We start from the raw sequence: 18888 nt of genomic DNA, 5'->3' as shown, positions 1-18888 counted from the left end.
GATCAATCCGCGTATGCGCGACGCGACCGCCGCCGAGATCTAGTGACCCACGTACAGGCACCGCAATCGCTTGACCTCGCCTCCATCATGTAACATACAAAGTTACATGAAACGCGACAGCCGTCTATCTGGCGTACTCCACGTCCTGCTCCACATGGCGCAGCAGCCTGGCCCCTTCACGTCCGAGACGCTGGCAAAGGCCATGAACACCAATCCGGTGGTGATCCGCCGCATCATGGCGGGGCTGCGGGACCTCGGCTATGTCCGCTCCGAGAAGGGCCACGGCGGCGGCTGGACGCTTGCTTGCGAGCTTTCGAAGGTGACGCTGCGCGATGTCTACACCGCGCTCGGCAGTCCCTCGCTTTTCGCCATGGGCAACCGGACGGAGGCGCCCGGCTGCCTCATCGAGCAGGCCGTCAATGCCGCCCTCGATCAGGCATTTGACGATGCAGAGGCGCTGCTGCTGTCGCGTTTTGGCGAGGTGACACTGGCCATGCTGAGCGACGACCTGCGCAAGCGTCTCGGGTCCCGAAAGCTTCACAGCATGAGCGCGCATCACGCGTGATGAACTCAATGCAGCAGGACAACGTCATGACCGACATTCAAAACGCGTTCTCCGATCCGCAAATGGTGGCGAAATATACGGAAGGACCGCCGCGGTTCGTTCCCGGATACAATTCCATGCTGTCCATGGCGGCGATCCTTCTGGCCGAGCGTGCGCATAAAGATGCGCGGATGCTCGTTCTTGGTGCTGGCGGCGGCCTGGAGCTGAATGCTTTTGCGCAAGCGCAGCCGCGCTGGACCTTTGATGGCGTGGACCCGTCCGCTGCGATGCTGGATCTCGCGAAGCAGACGCTGGGCCCGCTCGCGTCGCGCGCGCATCTGCATCAAGGCTATATCGACGATGCGCCAGCTGGGCCGTTCGATGGCGCGACTTGCCTGCTGACCCTGCATTTCGTCGATGTCGGCGAACGGCTGCGAATAGCGTCCGAAATCCGCCGCCGCCTCAAGCCTGGCGCGCCATTCGTCGCGGCCCATTTCAGCATCCCCGGCGACGACAATGAGCGGCCGCTGTGGCTTTCGCGATATTCCTCCTTTCTCGCCGCATCCGGAGTCGAACCCGAGAAGGCGGCCGCCGCCCGAAAGGCAGTTGACGGGCAGTTGAGCATTCTTGCGCCAGAGCAGGACGAGATGATCTTGCGCAATGCCGGCTTCTCCGACCCGACGCTGTTCTATACCGGCTTCACGTTCCGCGGCTGGGTGGCCTACGCCTGAGGCGTGCAGGCATTACCGACAGGGCAATCGCATATGGCATTTTGCACGACCTGAGTGCGCGCCTCGTCCTTCGAGACGACCGCTTCGCGGTCTCCTCAGGATGAGGCTAAGCGGCATCGGTGCCCGTTGAAACTGCTACCGCACACGGGTCCTCATCCTGAGGGCCCGCCAACGGCGGGCGTCTCGAAGGATGGCCGCAGGGGAGGCTCTCCTATATGCGATAGCCCTGCCCTCACCGCTCCATCGGCACCCCCCGGCCCGGGATGATACCCGCTGGAAAAGAACACCAGCGGCGTAAGGTCGACGATGCCGATGCGATGCAGGAGGCGACGATTCAGCATCTCGGCATCGCCATCCTTCCGGACTGGAATGCGGCGGTTGCACCGGCCCATCGCATACCCCACCGCCCGCGCCGGCGGTTGACGCCGTCCCTGTCATCGTTAAATGACGCCCATGAAAAAACTCGGATTTCTCTCCTTCGGACACTGGACGCCCTCGCCGCAATCGCAGACCCGCTCGGCTGGCGACACGCTGCTGCAATCGATCGAGCTTGCGGTGGCGGCTGAACAGCTCGGCCTGGACGGCGCGTATTTCCGCGTGCATCACTTCGCGCGCCAGCTTGCCTCGCCCTTTCCGCTGCTTGCGGCCGTCGGCGCCAGGACCAGCACAATCGAGATCGGCACAGCCGTGATCGACATGCGCTACGAGAACCCGCTCTACATGGCGGAGGATGCGGGCTCCGCCGATCTCATCGCCGGCGGACGGCTTCAGCTCGGCATCAGCCGCGGCTCGCCCGAGCAGGTGATCGACGGCTGGCGCTATTTCGGCTACCAGCCGGCCGAGGGCGAGAGCGACGCCGACATGGGCCGGCGCCACGCGGAGGTCTTTCTCGATATCCTGCGCGGCAAGGGTTTTGCGAAACCCAATCCGCAACCGATGTTTCCAAACCCGCCGGGGCTGCTGCGCCTCGAGCCGCATTCGGAAGGCCTGCGCGAACGCATCTGGTGGGGCGCCGGCTCGAACGCCACCGCCGTTTGGGCCGCCAAGCTTGGCATGAATCTGCAGAGCTCGACGCTCAAGAACGACGAGACCGGCGAGCCGTTTCACGTGCAGCAGGCCGCGCAGATCCGTAGCTATCGCGCGGCGTGGAAGGAAGCCGGCCACAGCCGCGAGCCCCGCGTCTCCGTCAGCCGCAGCATTTTTGCGCTGATGGACGATCGCGACCGCGCCTATTTCGGCTCCGAGCGCGGCGGCGAGGACCAGATCGGTTTCATCGACCCGCGAACGCGCGCGATCTTCGGACGCTCTTATGCCGCCGAGCCCGACGTGCTGATCGAGCAGTTGCGCCAGGACGAAGCCATTGCCGAGGCCGATACGCTGCTGCTGACGATCCCGAACCAGCTCGGGGTCGACTATTGCGCGCATGCGATCGAGGCGATCTTGAAGCATGTCGCGCCGGCGCTGGGGTGGCGGTGAGGCGCGCGACGCATTGCCTTGGTCAGATCAGGCAGACTGAGCGCAAGTTCCCGGCTTGCCGTGGCACTGTCATGCGGCGTGTGACGGGCGGCCGCCCGTCATGCACCTCGTGCGGGAACCAGTCGACTTGTTCCATCTTTACGGTGCAGGCTGCAGGCCGGTAGTCTTCTCGACTGATTCTCGACTGATGAAGCGTGCGGATATCGCAGCCATCATCGGCGCGGTCATGTCTGGCGGGAACATTCCTGGTGCCGAGGATGATTTCGGCGTCGTCGGGGGAGGACAATTTGCGGGACCGCGAACGCGAATGCAAGTTCGGCTAGCGTCAGCCGAAATGCATCACCATACGACTTTTCACGATCCCGTTCTGGTCGCGCTTTCGATCTTGATCGCGGCACTCGCTTCCTATACCGCGCTGGACCTGGCGACCCGGATGCGCGCTGCTTCGGGGAGGGCTCGCCGATCCTGGCTCGTAGCCGCCGCGATTGCCATGGGCGGCGGCATCTGGTCGATGCATTTTGTCGGCATGCTGGCCTTCAACCTGCCCGGAATCGAGGTCTCATACGATCCATTCCTGACCCTCCTCTCGCTTGTCATTCCTATTGTCGTCGCCGCTGCCGCCTTCGCCGTTGTCGGACGACGCCCGCAGGCACTTCTCGCATCGGGCTTCGCGATGGGCCTTGGTATCGCCGGTATGCATTATACCGGCATGGCCGCAATGCGAATGGCGGCCTTGATGGCGTACGATCTCCTGTGGGTCGTGCTCTCGATCGTGATCGCGATCAGCGCCTCGGTCGTGGCGCTCTGGCTCGCCTTTCGCAACACCAGCGCAGTCCAACGGCTGTTCGCGGGATTGGTGATGGGCCTTGCGATCTCCGGCATGCACTATGCCGCGATGGAAGGCGCCATGTTCCTGCCGATGATCCCGATGGCAGGGCAGGCAGGACATCTCGGCGTCGGTCAGGCGCCGCTCGGGTTCCTGCTCGCCGGCATCACCATTGTGATCCTGAGCATCGGGATCGCCGCCGCCGTCTATGACAGGGCATCCGCGGAGCGCGCCCAACGCGAGGCCGACGCACTGAGGCGCAGCGAAGAACGCTTTCGGCTGCTCGTGGAGGGTATCGCCGACCATGCGATCTTCATGCTCGATCCGGATGGGCGCGTCGGCAACTGGAATCTCGGCGCGCGCCGGCTGATGGGCTATCGCGATGACATCGTCGGAACGAGCTACACGATCTTTCATACCGAGGAAGACTGTGCGACCGGGGCGCCCGCACGCGCGCTCGTTGAAGCCGAGCGGGAGGGGAAGTCCGCAATCGAAGGCTGGCGTGTGCGCAAGGACAGCAGCCGCTTCTGGGCGGAGGCAACGATCGTCGCGGTGCGGAACGAAAGCGGCGCAATCGCCGGCTTTGCCAATATCGTGCGCGACGTCAGCGAAAGGAGGCGGGCGCAGGAGGCGCTGGATCGGGCGCGCGAAGCATTGATGATGTCGCAGAAGATGGAGACCATCGGCCAGTTGACCGGCGGCGTGGCCCACGATTTCAACAACCTGCTCGCGGCCGTTCTCGGCAGCCTCGAGCTTTTGAAGAAGCGCCTGCCGTCGGGCGATCCGAAGATCCAGCGCCTGGTGGACAACGCGATGCAGGGCGCGCAGCGGGGCGCCTCCCTGACCCAGCGCATGCTTGCTTTCGCGCGCAAGCAGGATCTCAGGCCGGCGGTCGTCGATGTCCGCGACCTCGTGCACGGCATGGCGTCGCTGTTGAAATTCGAGGCCGGAATTCGTGTCGAGACGCTGTTCCCGATGGACCTGCCGAAGGTAAAGGTCGACGCGAACCAGCTCGAGCTGGCTGTCCTCAACCTGGCGGTCAACGCGCGTGATGCGATGCCGGACGGTGGCCTGATCACCATCGCTGCCCGCGAGGAGCAGGACGATGGCGGCCTTGCGACGCGCGGCTATGTTGCGCTCTCGGTGAGCGACACGGGCTGCGGCATGGACGATGACACCCTCAAGCACGCTCAGGAGCCGTTCTTCACGACCAAGGGCGTCGGCAAAGGCACCGGGCTCGGTCTGTCAATGGTCCACGGCCTTGCCGAGCAGTCCGGCGGCAGGCTCGTATTGAAGAGCCGTCCTGGCGAGGGCACGACAGCCGACATCTGGCTGCCGATAGCCGAAGAGATGGCGGTGCCGGACTTGCGCGCGGAGGCTCCGGCACCCGTGCCTCGGGCCAGCCGGCAGCTCGCCGTGCTGGTCGTCGACGACGACCTCCTGGTGCTCGAGAACACGGCCGTGATGCTGGAGGATCTCGGGCACACGGTGCTCGCGGCGCGCTCGGGCGAGGAGGCGCTGGATTTGCTCCGCCGCACGCGTACTATCGACCTGGTCGTGACCGACTATGCCATGCCGGGCATGACCGGACTGCAGCTTGCAAGCGCGGTCGCTGCGGAGCGCCCCGGGACGGTCATCCTCCTCAGCTCGGGATACGTGGACCTTCCCAGCGACACGCGATCCAGCCTGCCGCGCTTGTCAAAGCCTTTCGACCAGGCCGCGCTTGCGAAGGCCGTCGAGGCGGCGATGCGCCAGGAAGAGCCAAGCGGATCTATCGTCGCGTTTCGGCCGAAGAGCGCGTGAATGCCTGATGATGAGTGGCGCGCCACGGCCGATGAAGATGGGCACTATTGCTTCGCTGTAGTGCTATGATGCTCGCACCCGCAGAACTCTCTAGGCCGCTAAATTGCGATGCCCTACGACTTTGCCCTGCCAGCTACGCGTCTCTGGATTCGGTCGAGGAGCCCGAGCAGGCTATCCGCTGGCATCCTGCGGCTTTACGAACGCGCGCCGAGGCGCGGAGCAGCCCAACAGCATCGGTAGCAGCGTGAGCAACAATATTGGCGAGGAGGTCTTGCCGCCAGACGAAGAATAAGGTCAGCACGGCACCGCTCACAACAAAGGCAACGACTGGCCCCCAGCCCCAAAGACGCAGGTGAACTAGCGCGAACAGCACGACTGTAACGAACCCGGCAATCGTGTAACTTTCTGTCAGCTCTGCGACGCGCTCAAAGGCGTAGCCACGAAATAGCGTCTCCTCAGCGGCGCCCGCAACGAGGGCGGCGAAGACCAGAAACCACGCGGGCAAGCGTGATAGCGTTGCCAACCCCTTTTCAAAGCCGCCGAGGCGCAACCGGGCCAGCACACGGCCCTCGACGGGGAGCAATGCCCACACAAAGACGATGGTGAGGACCGCGCCCCAGGCGATCGCTGCCAACTCGATCCCGCGCCAGCCGATCGAAGCAAGGGGCCGCGCCTCCCAGAGCAGGACTATGGCGATCACGCCTCCCGCCATGGCGAGCAAGCAGAGTTGATCGACCACGCGGGTGCGCAATGCGTCCGCGTCTCCGAGTAGCCGATGCGCAGGGCTGGCCAGCAGCGCCGGTCCGCCAAGCGCGAGCGCAAGGCCTGAGAGAGTGGGAAGAACATCTGGTTCGGTCATGAACTGCCTGCTGCCCACTTGCGGTTAGCTACCGCTGGCCGAATACGAGTCTCTCTGTGCCATTCCCGAAGGGTACAAGCGGCGGGTCGTATCTATGCGAGAAGGAGGTGGTTAGCCGCTTCAAGGCGTCAATATCGGACGGCAAGATAAAAGCGACGCTGTCGCTCGCGGCCGTCGGGGGCCGTAAGTGTTTGTCTGCACATTGTTTTGGATGGCACTGCAGCGGCACCGCATGAAGCGGCCTAGTGCCGCTCGAAGCGAGAAAGCATTCAAATCAACGTTCCGAGCGCTATCGTTCGCAGCATAGCGTCTTGTTGCGCGTGCTCGGCAGGATGTCCGGCCATGATCGCATGGGAGGCCGCTGCCGGACCAACGGTGCACCGTCAAGGCTCCCGCCGTGCGCGACCGGCGCCGGCTTGCGGCCTTGACGGTGCTCCGCTGGCTCTTTGCTGCCATGCGATCATGGCTTGCTGTGAGCGACTGCGCTCACGCTGCAAGGGAAGCGCCCCGAAGAATCGGATCATCAAGATGCCCGCTGATATTGCGCGCCGGCACCTTCGTTAGCCGGCAACGATCCCTTGCCGGCGGCGACGCTATGGCATATGTCTATGGCATATGCCAGCATGAGGCCGCCAATGCCGGAACAAAGGCACGTCAGACTATTCCGCAATGGCCGCAATCAGGCGGTCCGTATTCCTGTTGAGTTTGAATTGCCGGGCGATGAGGCGATCATGCATCGCGATGGCGATCGTCTTGTGATCGAGCCGGTGCGCAGGCGCGGGCTCGTCGCGTTGCTCAAGACGATGAAGCCGGTGGAGGAGCGTTTTCCCGAGATCGACGATTCCGTACCGGCGCCGGAGAAAATGTTTTGACCCGCTACATGCTGGACACGAACATTATTTCTGACCTGATCAGGAATCCACAGGGCAAAGCTGCCAGACGGATCGCCAAGGTCGGCGAGAACAACGTCTGCACCAGCATTATCGTCGCAGCAGAGTTGCGCTACGGATGCGCCAAGAGCGGCTCGCAACGCCTGCTCAAGGCAGTCGAGGACCTGCTCGGCGAGATCGACGTGCTTCCGTTTGATGTACCGGCCGATGCCGATTACGGCGGAATCCGCGCGGAACTGGAAACCGCCGGAAAGCCGATCGGCGGCAACGATTTGCTGATAGCGGCTCACGCCGCTGCGATTGGCGCCGCCATGGTGACCGCCAATGTCGATGAGTTCAAACGCATCCGAGGTTTGAAAGTTGAGAACTGGCTTGCGTGAGCAAAGAAAGCTACCAGCCGAGAGTTTTGCGCGTGCCGCTCGTCGCCGCATCAAGCGCAAAAACGGCAGGTTTTGGCGTGCCCAGTTCTGTACCGAAATGGCGCGCCCGGCACGATTCGAACGTCCGACCTTTGGATTCGGAGTCCGATGCTCTATCCGGCTGAGCTGCGGGCGCGTGGTTTCGTAGGCAGCGACCGCCACCTCACCCCGTCTTCACGCTCGCATCGATCAGCAGCTTCGCCGCCGCAAGCGCCGACTGCGCCGGGCCGTCTTCCGATTGCTGGCCGGTGACATAGATGCCTTCGATCAGCAGCAAGAGCGCATCGCCAAGCACATTCGGCTGGCGCGCGCCCATGTGGGCTGCGAGCTCGCGCAGGCGCTTGCGGAAGACCTTCTTGTGCGCTTCGGCAACCTTGCGCGCGGGATTGTCGCGCGAGGGATATTCCACTGCGGCGTTGCTCAGCCCGCAGCCGCGATAGCCTTTGGCGACGGCGCGCGACGAGAGCTGGCTGATATAGGCGAGCACATGATCGCGGGCGTTGCTGTAGGTCTTGCCGTCGGGGCGTTCAAAATTCTCCCAGAAGCTCAGATCGTAGTCGCGCAAATAGGCGGCGGCGAGATCGTCCTTGGAGGCGAAGCTGCGATAGAGGCTCGGCTTGGTGACGCCGGCCCGGTCCACCACCTCGTCGACGCCGACGGCGCGGATGCCCTCGCGATAGAACAGCTCGCTGGCGGAGGCGCGAATCCGGTCGGCGGCGCGCAGCGGCGCACTTACGGCTTTCTCGGCTTTTTTCGGCATCTGGCTTCGTCCGACCTTCGACATGAGCTTGGAGTGTGGGTTTGGGCTTGACAATGTTACTGACCGGTACGTATTAGTACCGCATCGCAATACGTACCGGTAAGTAACATGCCCCCAGCTTCCGTTCAATCCTCCGCCATCTCCAAAAGGCCGTTCGGCCCAAACTACGCCTTCGTGGTCGTTGCCGTGATCTTCCTGGCGCTGCTGGCCTCCGCCGGCCTGCGCGCCACGCCCGGCGTGCTGATGCTGCCGCTGCAGAAGGCGTTTGGCTGGGACGTCAGCGTGGTCTCGTCGTCGGCCGCAATCGGCATCTTCCTCTACGGCCTCGCAGGTCCGTTCGCCGCCGCCGTGATGCAGCGCTTCGGCATCCGCCGCACGGTGCTGGGCGCGCTGGCGCTGATGTCGGCCTCGACGGCTGCGAGCTATTTCATGACCGCGCCGTGGCAATTGTTCCTGACCTGGGGACTGCTGTCCGGCATCGGCTCGGGCGCGGTCGCCAACGTGCTCGGCGCCACCATCGTCAATCGCTGGTTCACTACCAATCGCGGCCTGGTCATGGGACTTTTGACCGCGAGCACGGCGACCGGCACGCTCATCTTCATGCCGGGCCTCGCATCGCTGGTCGAATGGGGCGGCTGGAAGCCTGTGGTGCTGACGGTCGCCGCATGCTGCGCGGCGCTGATTCCGCTGGTCTACGTGCTGGTGCCGGAACGGCCGGCCGCGATCGGCCTGCGCTCCTATGGCAGCCCGCATGAGGACCAGCCCGCAGGCCCGGCGCAGGGCAACCCGTTCGTCGCCGCGATCAGCAACCTCGTGCGCGCGGCCAAGGTGCCGACCTTCTGGTTCCTGTTCGCGACCTTCTTCATCTGCGGCTTCACTACCAACGGCCTCGTCGGCACCCATCTGATCGCGTTCTGCGGCGATCACGGCATCTTCGAGGTTCAGGCCGCGAGCCTGCTGGCGCTGATGGGCTTCTTCGACCTGTTCGGCACCACGCTGTCGGGCTGGCTCACCGACCGCTTCGATCCGCGCAAGCTGCTGTTCTTCTATTACGGCCTGCGCGGGCTGTCGCTGATCTACCTGCCCTACTCGGATTTCTCCTTTGTCAGCCTGTCGGTGTTCGCGGTGTTCTACGGCCTCGACTGGATCGCAACCGTGCCCCCGACCGTGCGCATCGCCAACGAGGCGTTCGGCGACAAGAATGCGCCGCTGATCTTCGGCTGGGTGGTCGCCGGCCATCAGTTAGGGGCCGCCTGCGCCGCCTTGTTCGCCGGCTTCATGCGCTCGTCGCAGGGCGACTATCTGCAGGCCTTCATGATCGCGGGCGTCACCGGCATCATTGCTGCCGTGCTGTCGCTGATGATTGGACGGCAGCCGAAGCAGCCGGTGCTGGCTGTGGCGTGAGAATATCGCGCCGGCATGGCGATCAACGCCGACCTTGCCGGCGCAGCTGCCCGTGACGTTTGATTTGTCGATTGATTCCGTTGATGAAATTTGGAATATTGCGATGACGAAGCGGGTGGTTCGAAAGCTCGCGCAGGGGCTGAGAGTTCGCGTTGCGTCAAGCTCCATCCCAATCAACCAAACGATTTGTGGCGGCCCCGGCGGATGAGCGATTCCCTGCTTTCAACGGTCGGTGACCATTTCTTCCTTGGCCTGCGGCCGACCAGCGTCCTCGATGACCGCGACCGCGCGCTGCTGCGGGATCTCCGGCCCGCCGGCGTCATCCTCTACAAGAGCAATTTCCGGCACGACCTGCCCTATCGGGACTGGCTGTCGATCCACCGGGACCTGATCGCCGCGATCCGCGATGCCTCGCAGCGCGACAAGCAGTTCATCGCCATCGATCACGAAGGCGGACGCGTCTGCCGCACGCCGGCGCCGATCACGCGCTTCTCCTATGCGGCGCGCTGGGCCGGCACCGCGGAGCAGGTCGGCGATGCCATGGGCGTCGAGCTCGCCTCGCTCGGCTGCAATCTGAATTTTGCGCCGGTGCTCGACATTCACAGCAACCCCGCCAATCCCGTGATCGGGGAGCGCGCCTTCGGCCGCTCGGCCGACGAGGTCATCAAGTCGATGCTTCCGTTCACCAAGGCGATGGAACGCCGCGGCGTCCGCGCCTGCGGCAAGCATTTTCCGGGGCATGGCGACACACAGGTGGATTCGCATCACGAATTGCCGGTGCTGGATCTCGATCTCGACCAGATCAAGGCGCGCGAGCTGCTGCCGTTTGCCGCGGCGATCGCCGATGGCATCGGGATGATCATGACGTCGCACATCCTGTACCGTAAGCTCGACCCCAACGATCCCGTCACGCTGTCGCGCGCGATCACGCACGGGCTGTTGCGCGAGGCGATGAATTTCCGCGGCGTGATCGTGTCCGACGACGTCGGCATGCGCGCCATGGCGGGCCGGCTGGACGCGCCGGATTCCGGCGCGCGCTTCATGGCCGCCGGCAACGACATGCTGATGATCTGCTCGCACCTGACCGACACCGAACGCGCCCGCGACCTTGCCCGGTCGATCATCAACGGCGTCGACCAGGGCAAGCTCGATCCGGCGTTGCTGGCGGCATCAAGCCGGCGCGTCCGCGCGATGCTGGATAGCACCGCGCAAAACGCGGTGTCGGAGCTATCGGGCGAGGTGCTCGCACGTCATCGCGGCGCCGGCACCCAGTTCGACGCGGCGACGGTCGAAGTCGTCTAGGGCGGCACCGGGGGTCGGGCCCCGCCAAAATCCATCGGCAAGCCAGACGTTCAGCAACGCAAGCGCCGTTGATCTCTATCCGCTACGCGTGCTAATGTTACGGATGGTAGCATATCGCGTCCTGCCGATATCAACGTCAGGTTGCTTCATGCTAAGAGGTTCCGCGCCGGGACAATCAACCGGGTATTGGCGGCCGGCTCGGGGTGATGGGCTTGAACGTGAAACGTACAGCAAAACTCCTCATCGCCGCGCTGGTCGTGTTGCCGGCGGGCTATGCCGGCTATTATTTCAGGCATGACCTCAAGCTTCCGTTCGCGCTGCCCTTCATCCAGGCGGCGGAAGCCGAGCAAACTGCCGCCGCCACGCCTGCAGCACGGCCGCCGGTCGCCGTAAAGGTCGCGGCCGCGAAGGCGGAGGACGTCCCGATTTACCTGACCGGCATCGGCACGATCCAGGCCTACAACACCGTCAACGTGCAGAGCCGGGTCGACGGCGAGATCGTCCAGATCCTTTTCCAGGAAGGGCAGGACGTCAAGCAAGGCGACATCCTCGCAATCATCGATCCGCGGCCGTTCCAGGCCCAGCTCGATCAGCAGATCGCGGTGAGGCAGAAGGACCAGGCGCTGCTGGACGGCGCCCAGATCGACATGGAGCGCTACGACGCGCTGATCCAGAAGGCCGCCGCGATCTCCCGGCAGGTGGTGGACCAGCAGCACGCGCTGGTCGAGCAGTACAAGGCGCAGGTTCGGAACGACGACGCCCAGACCGAATATGCGCGCACGCAGCTCGGCTTCACCAGCGTCCGCGCGCCGATCAGCGGACGGCTCGGCATCCGCCAGGTCGACCAGGGCAATTATGTCCGCGCGGTGTCGCCGGCGACCCTCGTCACCGTCACGCAGTTGCAGCCGATCTCGGTGATCTTCACCCTGGCCGCGGTCGCCGTCGGCCAGACCCGGCTCAGCCTCGGCCAGGCCGATGCACCGGTGGTCGCGCTCACGGCCGACAATACCACCGAGCTGGACAAGGGCATGATCACGCTGGTCGACAACCAGGTCGATCAGGCCAGCGGCACGATCAAGCTGAAGGCGACGTTTCCCAACAAGGCGCTGAAACTCTGGCCGGGCAATTTTGCCAACGGGCGGATCACGGTGGACACGCGCAAGAACGCGATCACGGCGCCCGCGATCGCCGTGCGGCACGGACCGCGCGGCGATTTCGTCTGGGTCGCGAAGGCGGACGATACGGCGGCCTTCCGGCCGGTCACGGTCGGGCAGATCTTCGACGGACGCGCGATGATCGAGCGCGGCCTCGCCAAAGGCGAACGCGTCGTCACCGACGGCTATTACCGGCTCGAGAACGGCTCCCGCATCACGATCGAGGGCGTGACGCCGACCGCCAAGGCGCAGCCGGGCACCCAGCCGCGCTCCGAGCCGCGCGTTGACTGAGGTCCGCCATGTCCGCGCCCTTCATCCTCCGGCCGATCGCAACGACGCTGATGATCGTCGCGGTCGTGCTGCTGGGCATGCTCGGCTACCGTGAGCTGCCGATCGCGCCGCTTCCGAATGTCGACTTTCCCACCATCCAGGTGGTGACGCGCTATCCCGGCGCCTCCGCCACCGTCGTCGCAACCTCGATCACCGCGCCGCTGGAGCATTATTTCGGCACGATCTCCGGGCTGACCGACATGAGCTCGACCAGCTCCTATGGCTACAGCCAGATCACGCTGCAATTCGACCTGTCGCGCAAGATCGACGCGGCCGCGCAGGACGTGCAGGCGCGGATCAATGCGGCAGCGGGCTGGATTCCGGTCGAGCAGCTGCCGAGCCCGCCGACCTATCGGATGGTCAATCCGGCCGACACCCCGGTGCTGATCCTGGCGCTGACCTCGAGGACAATGGCGCTGCACGAGGCCAATGATCACGCCGCGACCATTCTGGTGCCAAAGCTGTCGCAGATCCCGGGCGTCGGCGCCGTCAGCATCGAGGGCGGGCAGACCCGAGCCATACGCCTGCAGATGAACCCCACGAGACTGGCCGGGCTCGGCATGTCGCTCGACGACGTCCGCCGCGGCATCGCCGCCACCACAGCAGACAATCCGAAGGGGTCGCTCGACGGGCCCAGGCAGGCATTTCACGTCGACACCAACGACCAGCTCTTCACCGCGGAGGCCTATCAGGATGCGGTGATCGCCTATCGCAACGGTGCGCCAGTGCTGCTGCGCGATGTCGGCAGCGCCATCGACGGCGTCGAGGATTCCGAGCAGGCGGCGTGGTTCCAGGGCGAGCGCGCCGTGCTGCTGGACATCCAGCGCCAGCCGGGCGCGAACACGATCGAGGTGGTGAATGCCATCAAGAGCATCCTGCCGAAGCTGCAGGATTCGCTCCCCGCCGCGCTGAAGATCTCGGTCGTCAGCGACCGCACCACGACGATCCGGGCCGCGATCCACGACGTGCAGTTCACGCTGGTGCTGACGGTCGCCCTCGTCGTGCTGGTGATCTTCATCTTCCTGCGCAAGCTGTGGGCCACCGTGATCCCGAGCGTCACGCTGCCGGTCTCGCTGGTTGCAACCTTCGGCGCCATGGCGCTGTGCGGCTTCAGCCTCGACAATCTCTCGCTGATGGCGCTGACCATCGCCTCGGGCTTCGTCGTCGACGACGCCATCGTGATGATCGAGAACATCGCGCGCTATGTCGAGGAGGGCGAGGATCCGCTCGAGGCGGCCTTGAAGGGCGCGCGGCAAATCGGCTTCACCATCGTCTCGCTGACGGTCTCGCTGATCGCCGTGTTCATCCCGCTGCTCCTGATGGGCGGCGTGGTCGGCCGGCTGTTCCGGGAATTCGCGATCACGCTGTCCTTTGCCGTCGTCATCTCAGGACTCGTCTCGCTGACGCTGACCCCGATGATGTGCGCGCAGCTTTTGCAACGCGAGGACCCCGATGCGCAGCACGGCTGGCTGTTCCGCATCAGCGAGCGCGGCTTCGACGCATCCGCAAGCTTCTACCTGTGGGGGCTCGACTGGGTGCTGAGGCACCGCAAGCTCACGCTGGTCTTCACCGTGTTCACCCTGGTCGCGACCGGCATGCTGTACGTCGCCATCCCCAAGGGCTTTCTGCCCTTGCAGGACACCGGCCTGTTGATCGGCACCACCGACGCGGCCCAGGACATTTCCTTTGCGGCGATGGCCGAGCGGCAGCAGCAGCTCGCCGCCGTGATCGCGCGCGACGGCGATGTCGTCACCGTCGGCAGTTTCGTCGGCATCGGATCCGTCAACACGACGCTGAACAGCGGCCGGCTCTATATCGACATCGGCAGCCCCGACGCGCGGAAATCATCCGCAGCCGCCGTGATGGCGCGGCTGCAGCATGCGGTCGAGGGCGTTCACGGCATCACGCTGCACCTGCAGCCGGCGCAGGATCTGCAGATCGAATCGCGCGTCGCACGCACGCAATACCAGTATGCGCTGCAGGATCTCGACGAGGACGAGCTTCGGCTCTGGAGCCGGCGCCTGGTCGAGGCGCTTCGCAAGCGCCCGGAGCTCGCCGACGTCGCCGACGACCGCCAGGACGAAGGCCTGCAGATGTCCGTCACCATCGACCGCCAGCTCGCGGCGAGCTACGGCGTCAGCCTGAACACGATCGACCAGACCCTGTATGACGCATTCGGGCAGCGCCAGATCGCAACCGTGTTCGGTCCCCTCACCCAGTATCACGTGATCCTCGAGGTCGATCCTGCCTTGCGCAACGATCCTGATATCCTGGGCAAGATCTATCTGACCGCGGCCGCGGCCCAGGCCAGCACCATCGACCAGCAGACCAGCGGCTTCAGCGGCGCCTTCAGCAAGGCCTCCGTGCCGGTTCCGCTGTCGGCCTTCGCGCGGATCGAGCGGCAGCACGCGCCGCTGCTGATCTCGCACCAGGGCCTGTTTCCCGCCACGACGATCTCGTTCAACCTGGCCGAGGGGGTTTCGCTGAGCCAGGCGACGGAGGCACTGCGCCTGACCGAGCACGAGATCGGACTGCCGGATGCGGTCACGACCAAGCTGATCGGCACCGCCGCCGAGTTCGCCAACTCGCTCTCGGACGAGAAGTGGCTGCTGCTCGCCGCGATCGTGACGGTCTATCTGATCCTCGGCATGCTCTATGAGAGCTACATCCACCCGATCACGATCCTGTCGACCTTGCCGTCGGCAGGCATCGGCGCGCTGCTGGCGCTGATGCTGTACCGGCAGGATCTCAATCTGATCTCGCTGATCGGCATCATCCTGCTCATCGGCATCGTCAAGAAGAACGCGATCATGATGGTGGATTTCGCGCTCGCCGCCGAACGCGAGGACGGCGCGTCCTCGTTCGACGCCATCCGGCAGGCCTGCATTCTCCGCTTCCGTCCGATCATGATGACGACGATGGCGGCGCTGTTCGGCGCGCTGCCGCTGGCGATCGGCTCGGGCACCGGCTCCGAGCTGCGCCAGCCGCTCGGCATCGCCATCGTCGGCGGACTGATCGTCTCGCAAGTTCTCACGCTCTATACGACGCCCGTCGTCTATCTCGCGTTTGCCTCGCTCCGCGCAAGGTTCGGATGGCGATCCGCCGATGATCCGGCGGCGCTGCCGCAAGCCGAGCGGCCGGCGCCGTGAGCATCACCGCCCAATTCGTGCTGCGGCCGGTGGCGACGACGCTGCTGATGATCGGCGTGTTCCTGCTCGGCTGCGTCGCCTATTTCCGTCTGCCGATCGCCTCGGTGCCGGCAGTGGAGCGGCCCACGATCGGAATCTACGCGCCTTTCCCCGGCGCGAGCCCGGTCACGGTCGCGAACGCGCTATCGCAGCCGATCGAGACCACGCTCGCGCTAATCCCGGGCGTGACGGAAATCACCTCGTTCAGCGCCATGGGCGGCACGAGCATTACGGTGCAGTTCGAGCTCTCCGTCGACATCGATGCCGCGGCCGGGGCGGTCCAGGCTGCCATCAACTCGGCAGGGCCAAACCTGCCGAAGGGTCCTTGGCCACCCACCTATTGGAAGGCCAATCCCGCGGGCGCGGCGGTCGTCGCGCTCGCCTTGACCAGCGACGTGTTCACGCCCGGAGAGGTCTACAGCCTTGCCGACGGCGTGATCTCACCAAAACTGTCGCAGCTGCCGGGCGTCGCGCGAATCAACGTCACTGGCGCCGAGCGCAGCGCGGTGCGCATCCAGGTGTCGCCGGCGCGGCTGGCCGCCATGAACCTGTCGCTGGAAGCGGCGCGCGTCGCCGTCCTCAATGCATCGCAGAACCTGCCGAAGGGCGCGGTGTCGGTCGATGGCCAGCGCCTCACCATCGAAGCCAACGACCAGCTGCTGCAGGCCTCCGAATATCGCGATATCGTGCCGGCCTGGCGCAACGGCGCCCCGATCCGCCTCGGCGACGTCGCGTCGGTGACCGACAGCGTCATCAACAACCGTCTCGCCGGCTGGTACGGCACCGAGCGCGGCATCGTTCTGTTTGTCTATAAGCAATCTGACGCCAACATCGTCGAGACCGTCGACGCCATCAAGGCCGAGCTGCCGGAGATCCAGCGCTGGCTCCCGCCCGGCATCAAGCTGCATACGATCTACGATCGCACCACGCTGATCCGGGCCGCCGTGAACGACGTCAAGCTTACGCTGGTGATCGCCTCCGCGCTCGTCGTGCTGGTCATCGCGTTGTTCCTCAGGCGGTTCTGGGCCACATTGATCCCGAGCGTCACGATCCCGGTCTCGCTGGCCGCAACCCTGTTCGTGATGAGCCTGTGCGGGTTCAGCCTGGACAATCTGTCGCTGATGGCGCTGACCATCGCCGCCGGCTTCGTGGTGGACGATGCCATCGTCATGATCGAGAACATCATCCGGCGCATGTCCGAAGGCGAGCCGGCGCTGCAGGCCGCGATCAACGGCGCCCGCCAGATGGCGTTCACGGTCGTCGCCATCACCGTCGCGCTGATCGCGGCGCTGATCCCGATCCTGTTCATGCCTGACGTCGTCGGGCGTTATTTCCGCGAGTTCGGCGTGACGCTGGTGGTCGCCATCGTCTCCTCGGCGGCGATCTCGCTGACGCTGACACCGATGATGTGCGGACATCTCCTGGATCGCGGCCGGCAGAAGCTGCATAATCCCGATGCGGTCTCCGAACACCGCACCTTCTATGCCCGCAGCCTCGACTGGACGCTGCGCCACCGTCTTCTCACCGTCCTGATGATCACCGCGCTGACGGGGGCCAGCGTCTGGCTTTATCTGCAGCTGCCGAAAGGATTCATGCCGACCCAGGACACCGGCGTGATGTTCGTGCGGACCGTGGCTCCGTCGAACATCTCGTTCCTGTCCATGGAGGACCGCCAGCGCGCCGTCGGCGCGGCGATTCTGCAAGATCCCGCAATCTCAGGTCTGACGTCCTACATCGGCGAGGGCAATGGCAACGCGCTCAGCATCGGGCAGATGCTGGTCGCGCTCAAGCCGCCTGACGTCCGCAAGCTGTCGATCCAGCAAGTGATCACGCGGTTGCGCGAACGCATGAACAGGATTGACGGCGTAAGGGTTTTCTTCGTGCCGCTTCAGGATCTCAATCTCGGCGTCCAGTCCGCCGGCTCGCGTTATCAATATACGCTGTGGGGCATCGACGAGGAGCAGGTGCTGCGCGCCGCGGAAAACATGATCCGCCGCGTCCGCGGCATTCCGCAGGTCATCGACGTCATCGCGAGCTGGGAGACCGGCGGCCTGCAGGCCGGCCTGACCATCGACCGCCTGCGCGCCGCGATGCTCGGCGTCACGCCGGTCGCAGTCGACAACACGCTCAACGACGCCTTCGGCCAGCGCCAGATCAATCTGCTGTTCCTTCCGACCAATTATGCGCGCGTGATCTTCGAGGTCGAGCCGCAGGCGGCGAGCGACCCCGGCTCGATGGGCCAGATTTACGTGCCAAGCGCCAACGGCAAAGCGGTACCATTGACGGCATTGACCCGACCGCAGCGCGCGCATGCGGCGATGTGGGTCCGCCACAGCGCCCAGTTTCCGGCCGCGACGATCTCGTTCGACATCAAGCCCAACACATCGATCGGCGACGCCATCGCCTCTATCCGCAAGGAAGAGGCCGAGGCAAAGCTGCCCGATGACATCAAGGCGGAATTCCGCGGCGAGGCCAAGGAGGCGGACAAGTCGATCGTCAAGCAGGCGGCGCTGTTCGCGGCCGCCCTGATCGCGATCTACATCGCGCTCGGCATGCTCTACGAGAGCTACGTCCATCCGCTGACGATTCTCTCTACCTTGCCGCCGACCGCCTTCGGCGCGCTGGTCGCGCTGTGGGCCACGGGAACGCAGTTCACGCTGGTGACCACCATCGCCTGTATCCTGCTGGTCGGCATGGTGATGAAGAACGCCATCATGATGGTCGACTATGCCCTCGACGCGGAGCGGCATCGCGGCCTCAACGCCCACGACGCCATCCTGCTCGCGGCACGGCTGCGGGCGCGGCCGATCACGATGACGATGCTGGCGGCTTTCTTGAGCGCCGTCCCGATCGCGTTCGGCACCGGCCCGGGCTTCGAGATCCGCCAGCCGCTCGGCATCACCATCATGGGCGGCCTGGTCGTCGCCCAGCTGTTCACGCTCTACTCGACGCCGGCGATGTATTTGATCCTGGACAGGCTGAGGCGGCGGAAGAAAATGCGCGCCGCGGGTGCGCCTCAGGCATCCGCGGCCGGCGGTGCGCCGGCTTCGCCTCTTTCCGGCATCAGCGGCTGATCGGGCGCTGCGCCGACGGCTTCGCACCAGCTCCCACCCGTACGCTCGTAAGCGATTATGATCGCGAATTGACGACATCGCGAGCGCAGAGCCGCCTGCAAGAACTCAATGACCGCCTGGAACGCATC

The 18888-nt window shown here is 64.9% G+C and carries 13 protein-coding genes; 11 read left to right on the top strand and 2 right to left on the bottom strand.

Features of this window, described 5'->3' with window-relative positions:
* Positions 1-106 precede the first annotated feature (106 nt).
* From FXB38_RS05940 to FXB38_RS05920, 4 genes are all read left to right on the top strand, one after another.
* On the top strand, positions 107-565 hold the full coding sequence (locus tag FXB38_RS05940) for an Rrf2 family transcriptional regulator (RefSeq protein ID WP_148749830.1): 459 nt from the start codon (positions 107-109) through the stop codon (positions 563-565).
* An 8-nt stretch (positions 566-573) separates the two neighbouring features.
* Complete coding sequence (locus FXB38_RS05935) at positions 574-1275, top strand: class I SAM-dependent methyltransferase (RefSeq protein WP_430640156.1); 702 nt, start codon at positions 574-576, stop codon at positions 1273-1275.
* Between the two features lie 453 nt (positions 1276-1728).
* On the top strand, positions 1729-2751 hold the full coding sequence (locus tag FXB38_RS05925) for an LLM class flavin-dependent oxidoreductase (protein ID WP_148749827.1): 1023 nt from the start codon (positions 1729-1731) through the stop codon (positions 2749-2751).
* Positions 2752-3085: 334 nt separating this feature from the next.
* On the top strand, positions 3086-5380 hold the full coding sequence (locus tag FXB38_RS05920; protein WP_148749979.1) for an MHYT domain-containing protein: 2295 nt from the start codon (positions 3086-3088) through the stop codon (positions 5378-5380).
* 133 nt (positions 5381-5513) lie between these two features.
* Here the strand turns inward: FXB38_RS05920 and FXB38_RS05915 are convergent, their stop codons facing one another.
* The gene (locus FXB38_RS05915) at positions 5514-6239 is read right to left on the bottom strand and encodes a CPBP family intramembrane glutamic endopeptidase (RefSeq protein ID WP_148749826.1); all 726 of its coding nucleotides are present in this window, start codon (positions 6237-6239) and stop codon (positions 5514-5516) included.
* A 635-nt stretch (positions 6240-6874) separates the two neighbouring features.
* Here FXB38_RS05915 and FXB38_RS05910 point away from each other — a divergent pair.
* Both FXB38_RS05910 and FXB38_RS05905 read left to right on the top strand, forming a co-directional pair.
* The gene (locus tag FXB38_RS05910) at positions 6875-7111 is read left to right on the top strand and encodes an antitoxin (protein WP_148749978.1); all 237 of its coding nucleotides are present in this window, start codon (positions 6875-6877) and stop codon (positions 7109-7111) included.
* A gap of 8 nt (positions 7112-7119) precedes the next feature.
* Positions 7120-7509: a type II toxin-antitoxin system VapC family toxin gene (locus tag FXB38_RS05905; protein ID WP_148749977.1), complete on the top strand. Its 390-nt coding sequence runs from the start codon at positions 7120-7122 to the stop codon at positions 7507-7509.
* Between the two features lie 202 nt (positions 7510-7711).
* On the opposite strand, the gene FXB38_RS05900 is transcribed toward FXB38_RS05905, so the two are convergent.
* A complete protein-coding gene (locus FXB38_RS05900) occupies positions 7712-8308 on the bottom strand; it encodes a TetR/AcrR family transcriptional regulator (protein ID WP_148749825.1) in 597 nt (198 codons plus the stop codon).
* Between the two features lie 108 nt (positions 8309-8416).
* Between FXB38_RS05900 and FXB38_RS05895 the strand changes: the two genes are divergently transcribed.
* From FXB38_RS05895 to FXB38_RS05875, 5 genes are all read left to right on the top strand, one after another.
* A complete protein-coding gene (locus FXB38_RS05895; protein WP_148749824.1) occupies positions 8417-9712 on the top strand; it encodes an MFS transporter in 1296 nt (431 codons plus the stop codon).
* Between the two features lie 204 nt (positions 9713-9916).
* Positions 9917-11014 (top strand): glycoside hydrolase family 3 N-terminal domain-containing protein, encoded by a 1098-nt coding sequence (locus FXB38_RS05890; RefSeq protein WP_148749823.1) that lies wholly within the window; start codon positions 9917-9919, stop codon positions 11012-11014.
* Between the two features lie 218 nt (positions 11015-11232).
* Positions 11233-12459 (top strand): efflux RND transporter periplasmic adaptor subunit, encoded by a 1227-nt coding sequence (locus FXB38_RS05885; RefSeq protein ID WP_246229715.1) that lies wholly within the window; start codon positions 11233-11235, stop codon positions 12457-12459.
* Positions 12460-12467: 8 nt separating this feature from the next.
* Positions 12468-15647: an efflux RND transporter permease subunit gene (locus FXB38_RS05880; protein WP_148749821.1), complete on the top strand. Its 3180-nt coding sequence runs from the start codon at positions 12468-12470 to the stop codon at positions 15645-15647.
* Complete coding sequence (locus FXB38_RS05875) at positions 15644-18760, top strand: efflux RND transporter permease subunit (RefSeq protein WP_148749820.1); 3117 nt, start codon at positions 15644-15646, stop codon at positions 18758-18760. The genes FXB38_RS05880 and FXB38_RS05875 overlap by 4 nt, the downstream gene beginning before the upstream one ends.
* Positions 18761-18888 lie beyond the last annotated feature (128 nt).

Origin of the sequence: Bradyrhizobium cytisi (assembly GCF_008123515.1) — a bacterium.
Taxonomy (GTDB): Bacteria; Pseudomonadota; Alphaproteobacteria; order Rhizobiales; family Xanthobacteraceae; genus Bradyrhizobium; species Bradyrhizobium cytisi.
The sequence above is the reverse complement of the archived record's forward strand: the minus strand, read 5'-3'. Positions and strand labels throughout refer to the sequence as shown.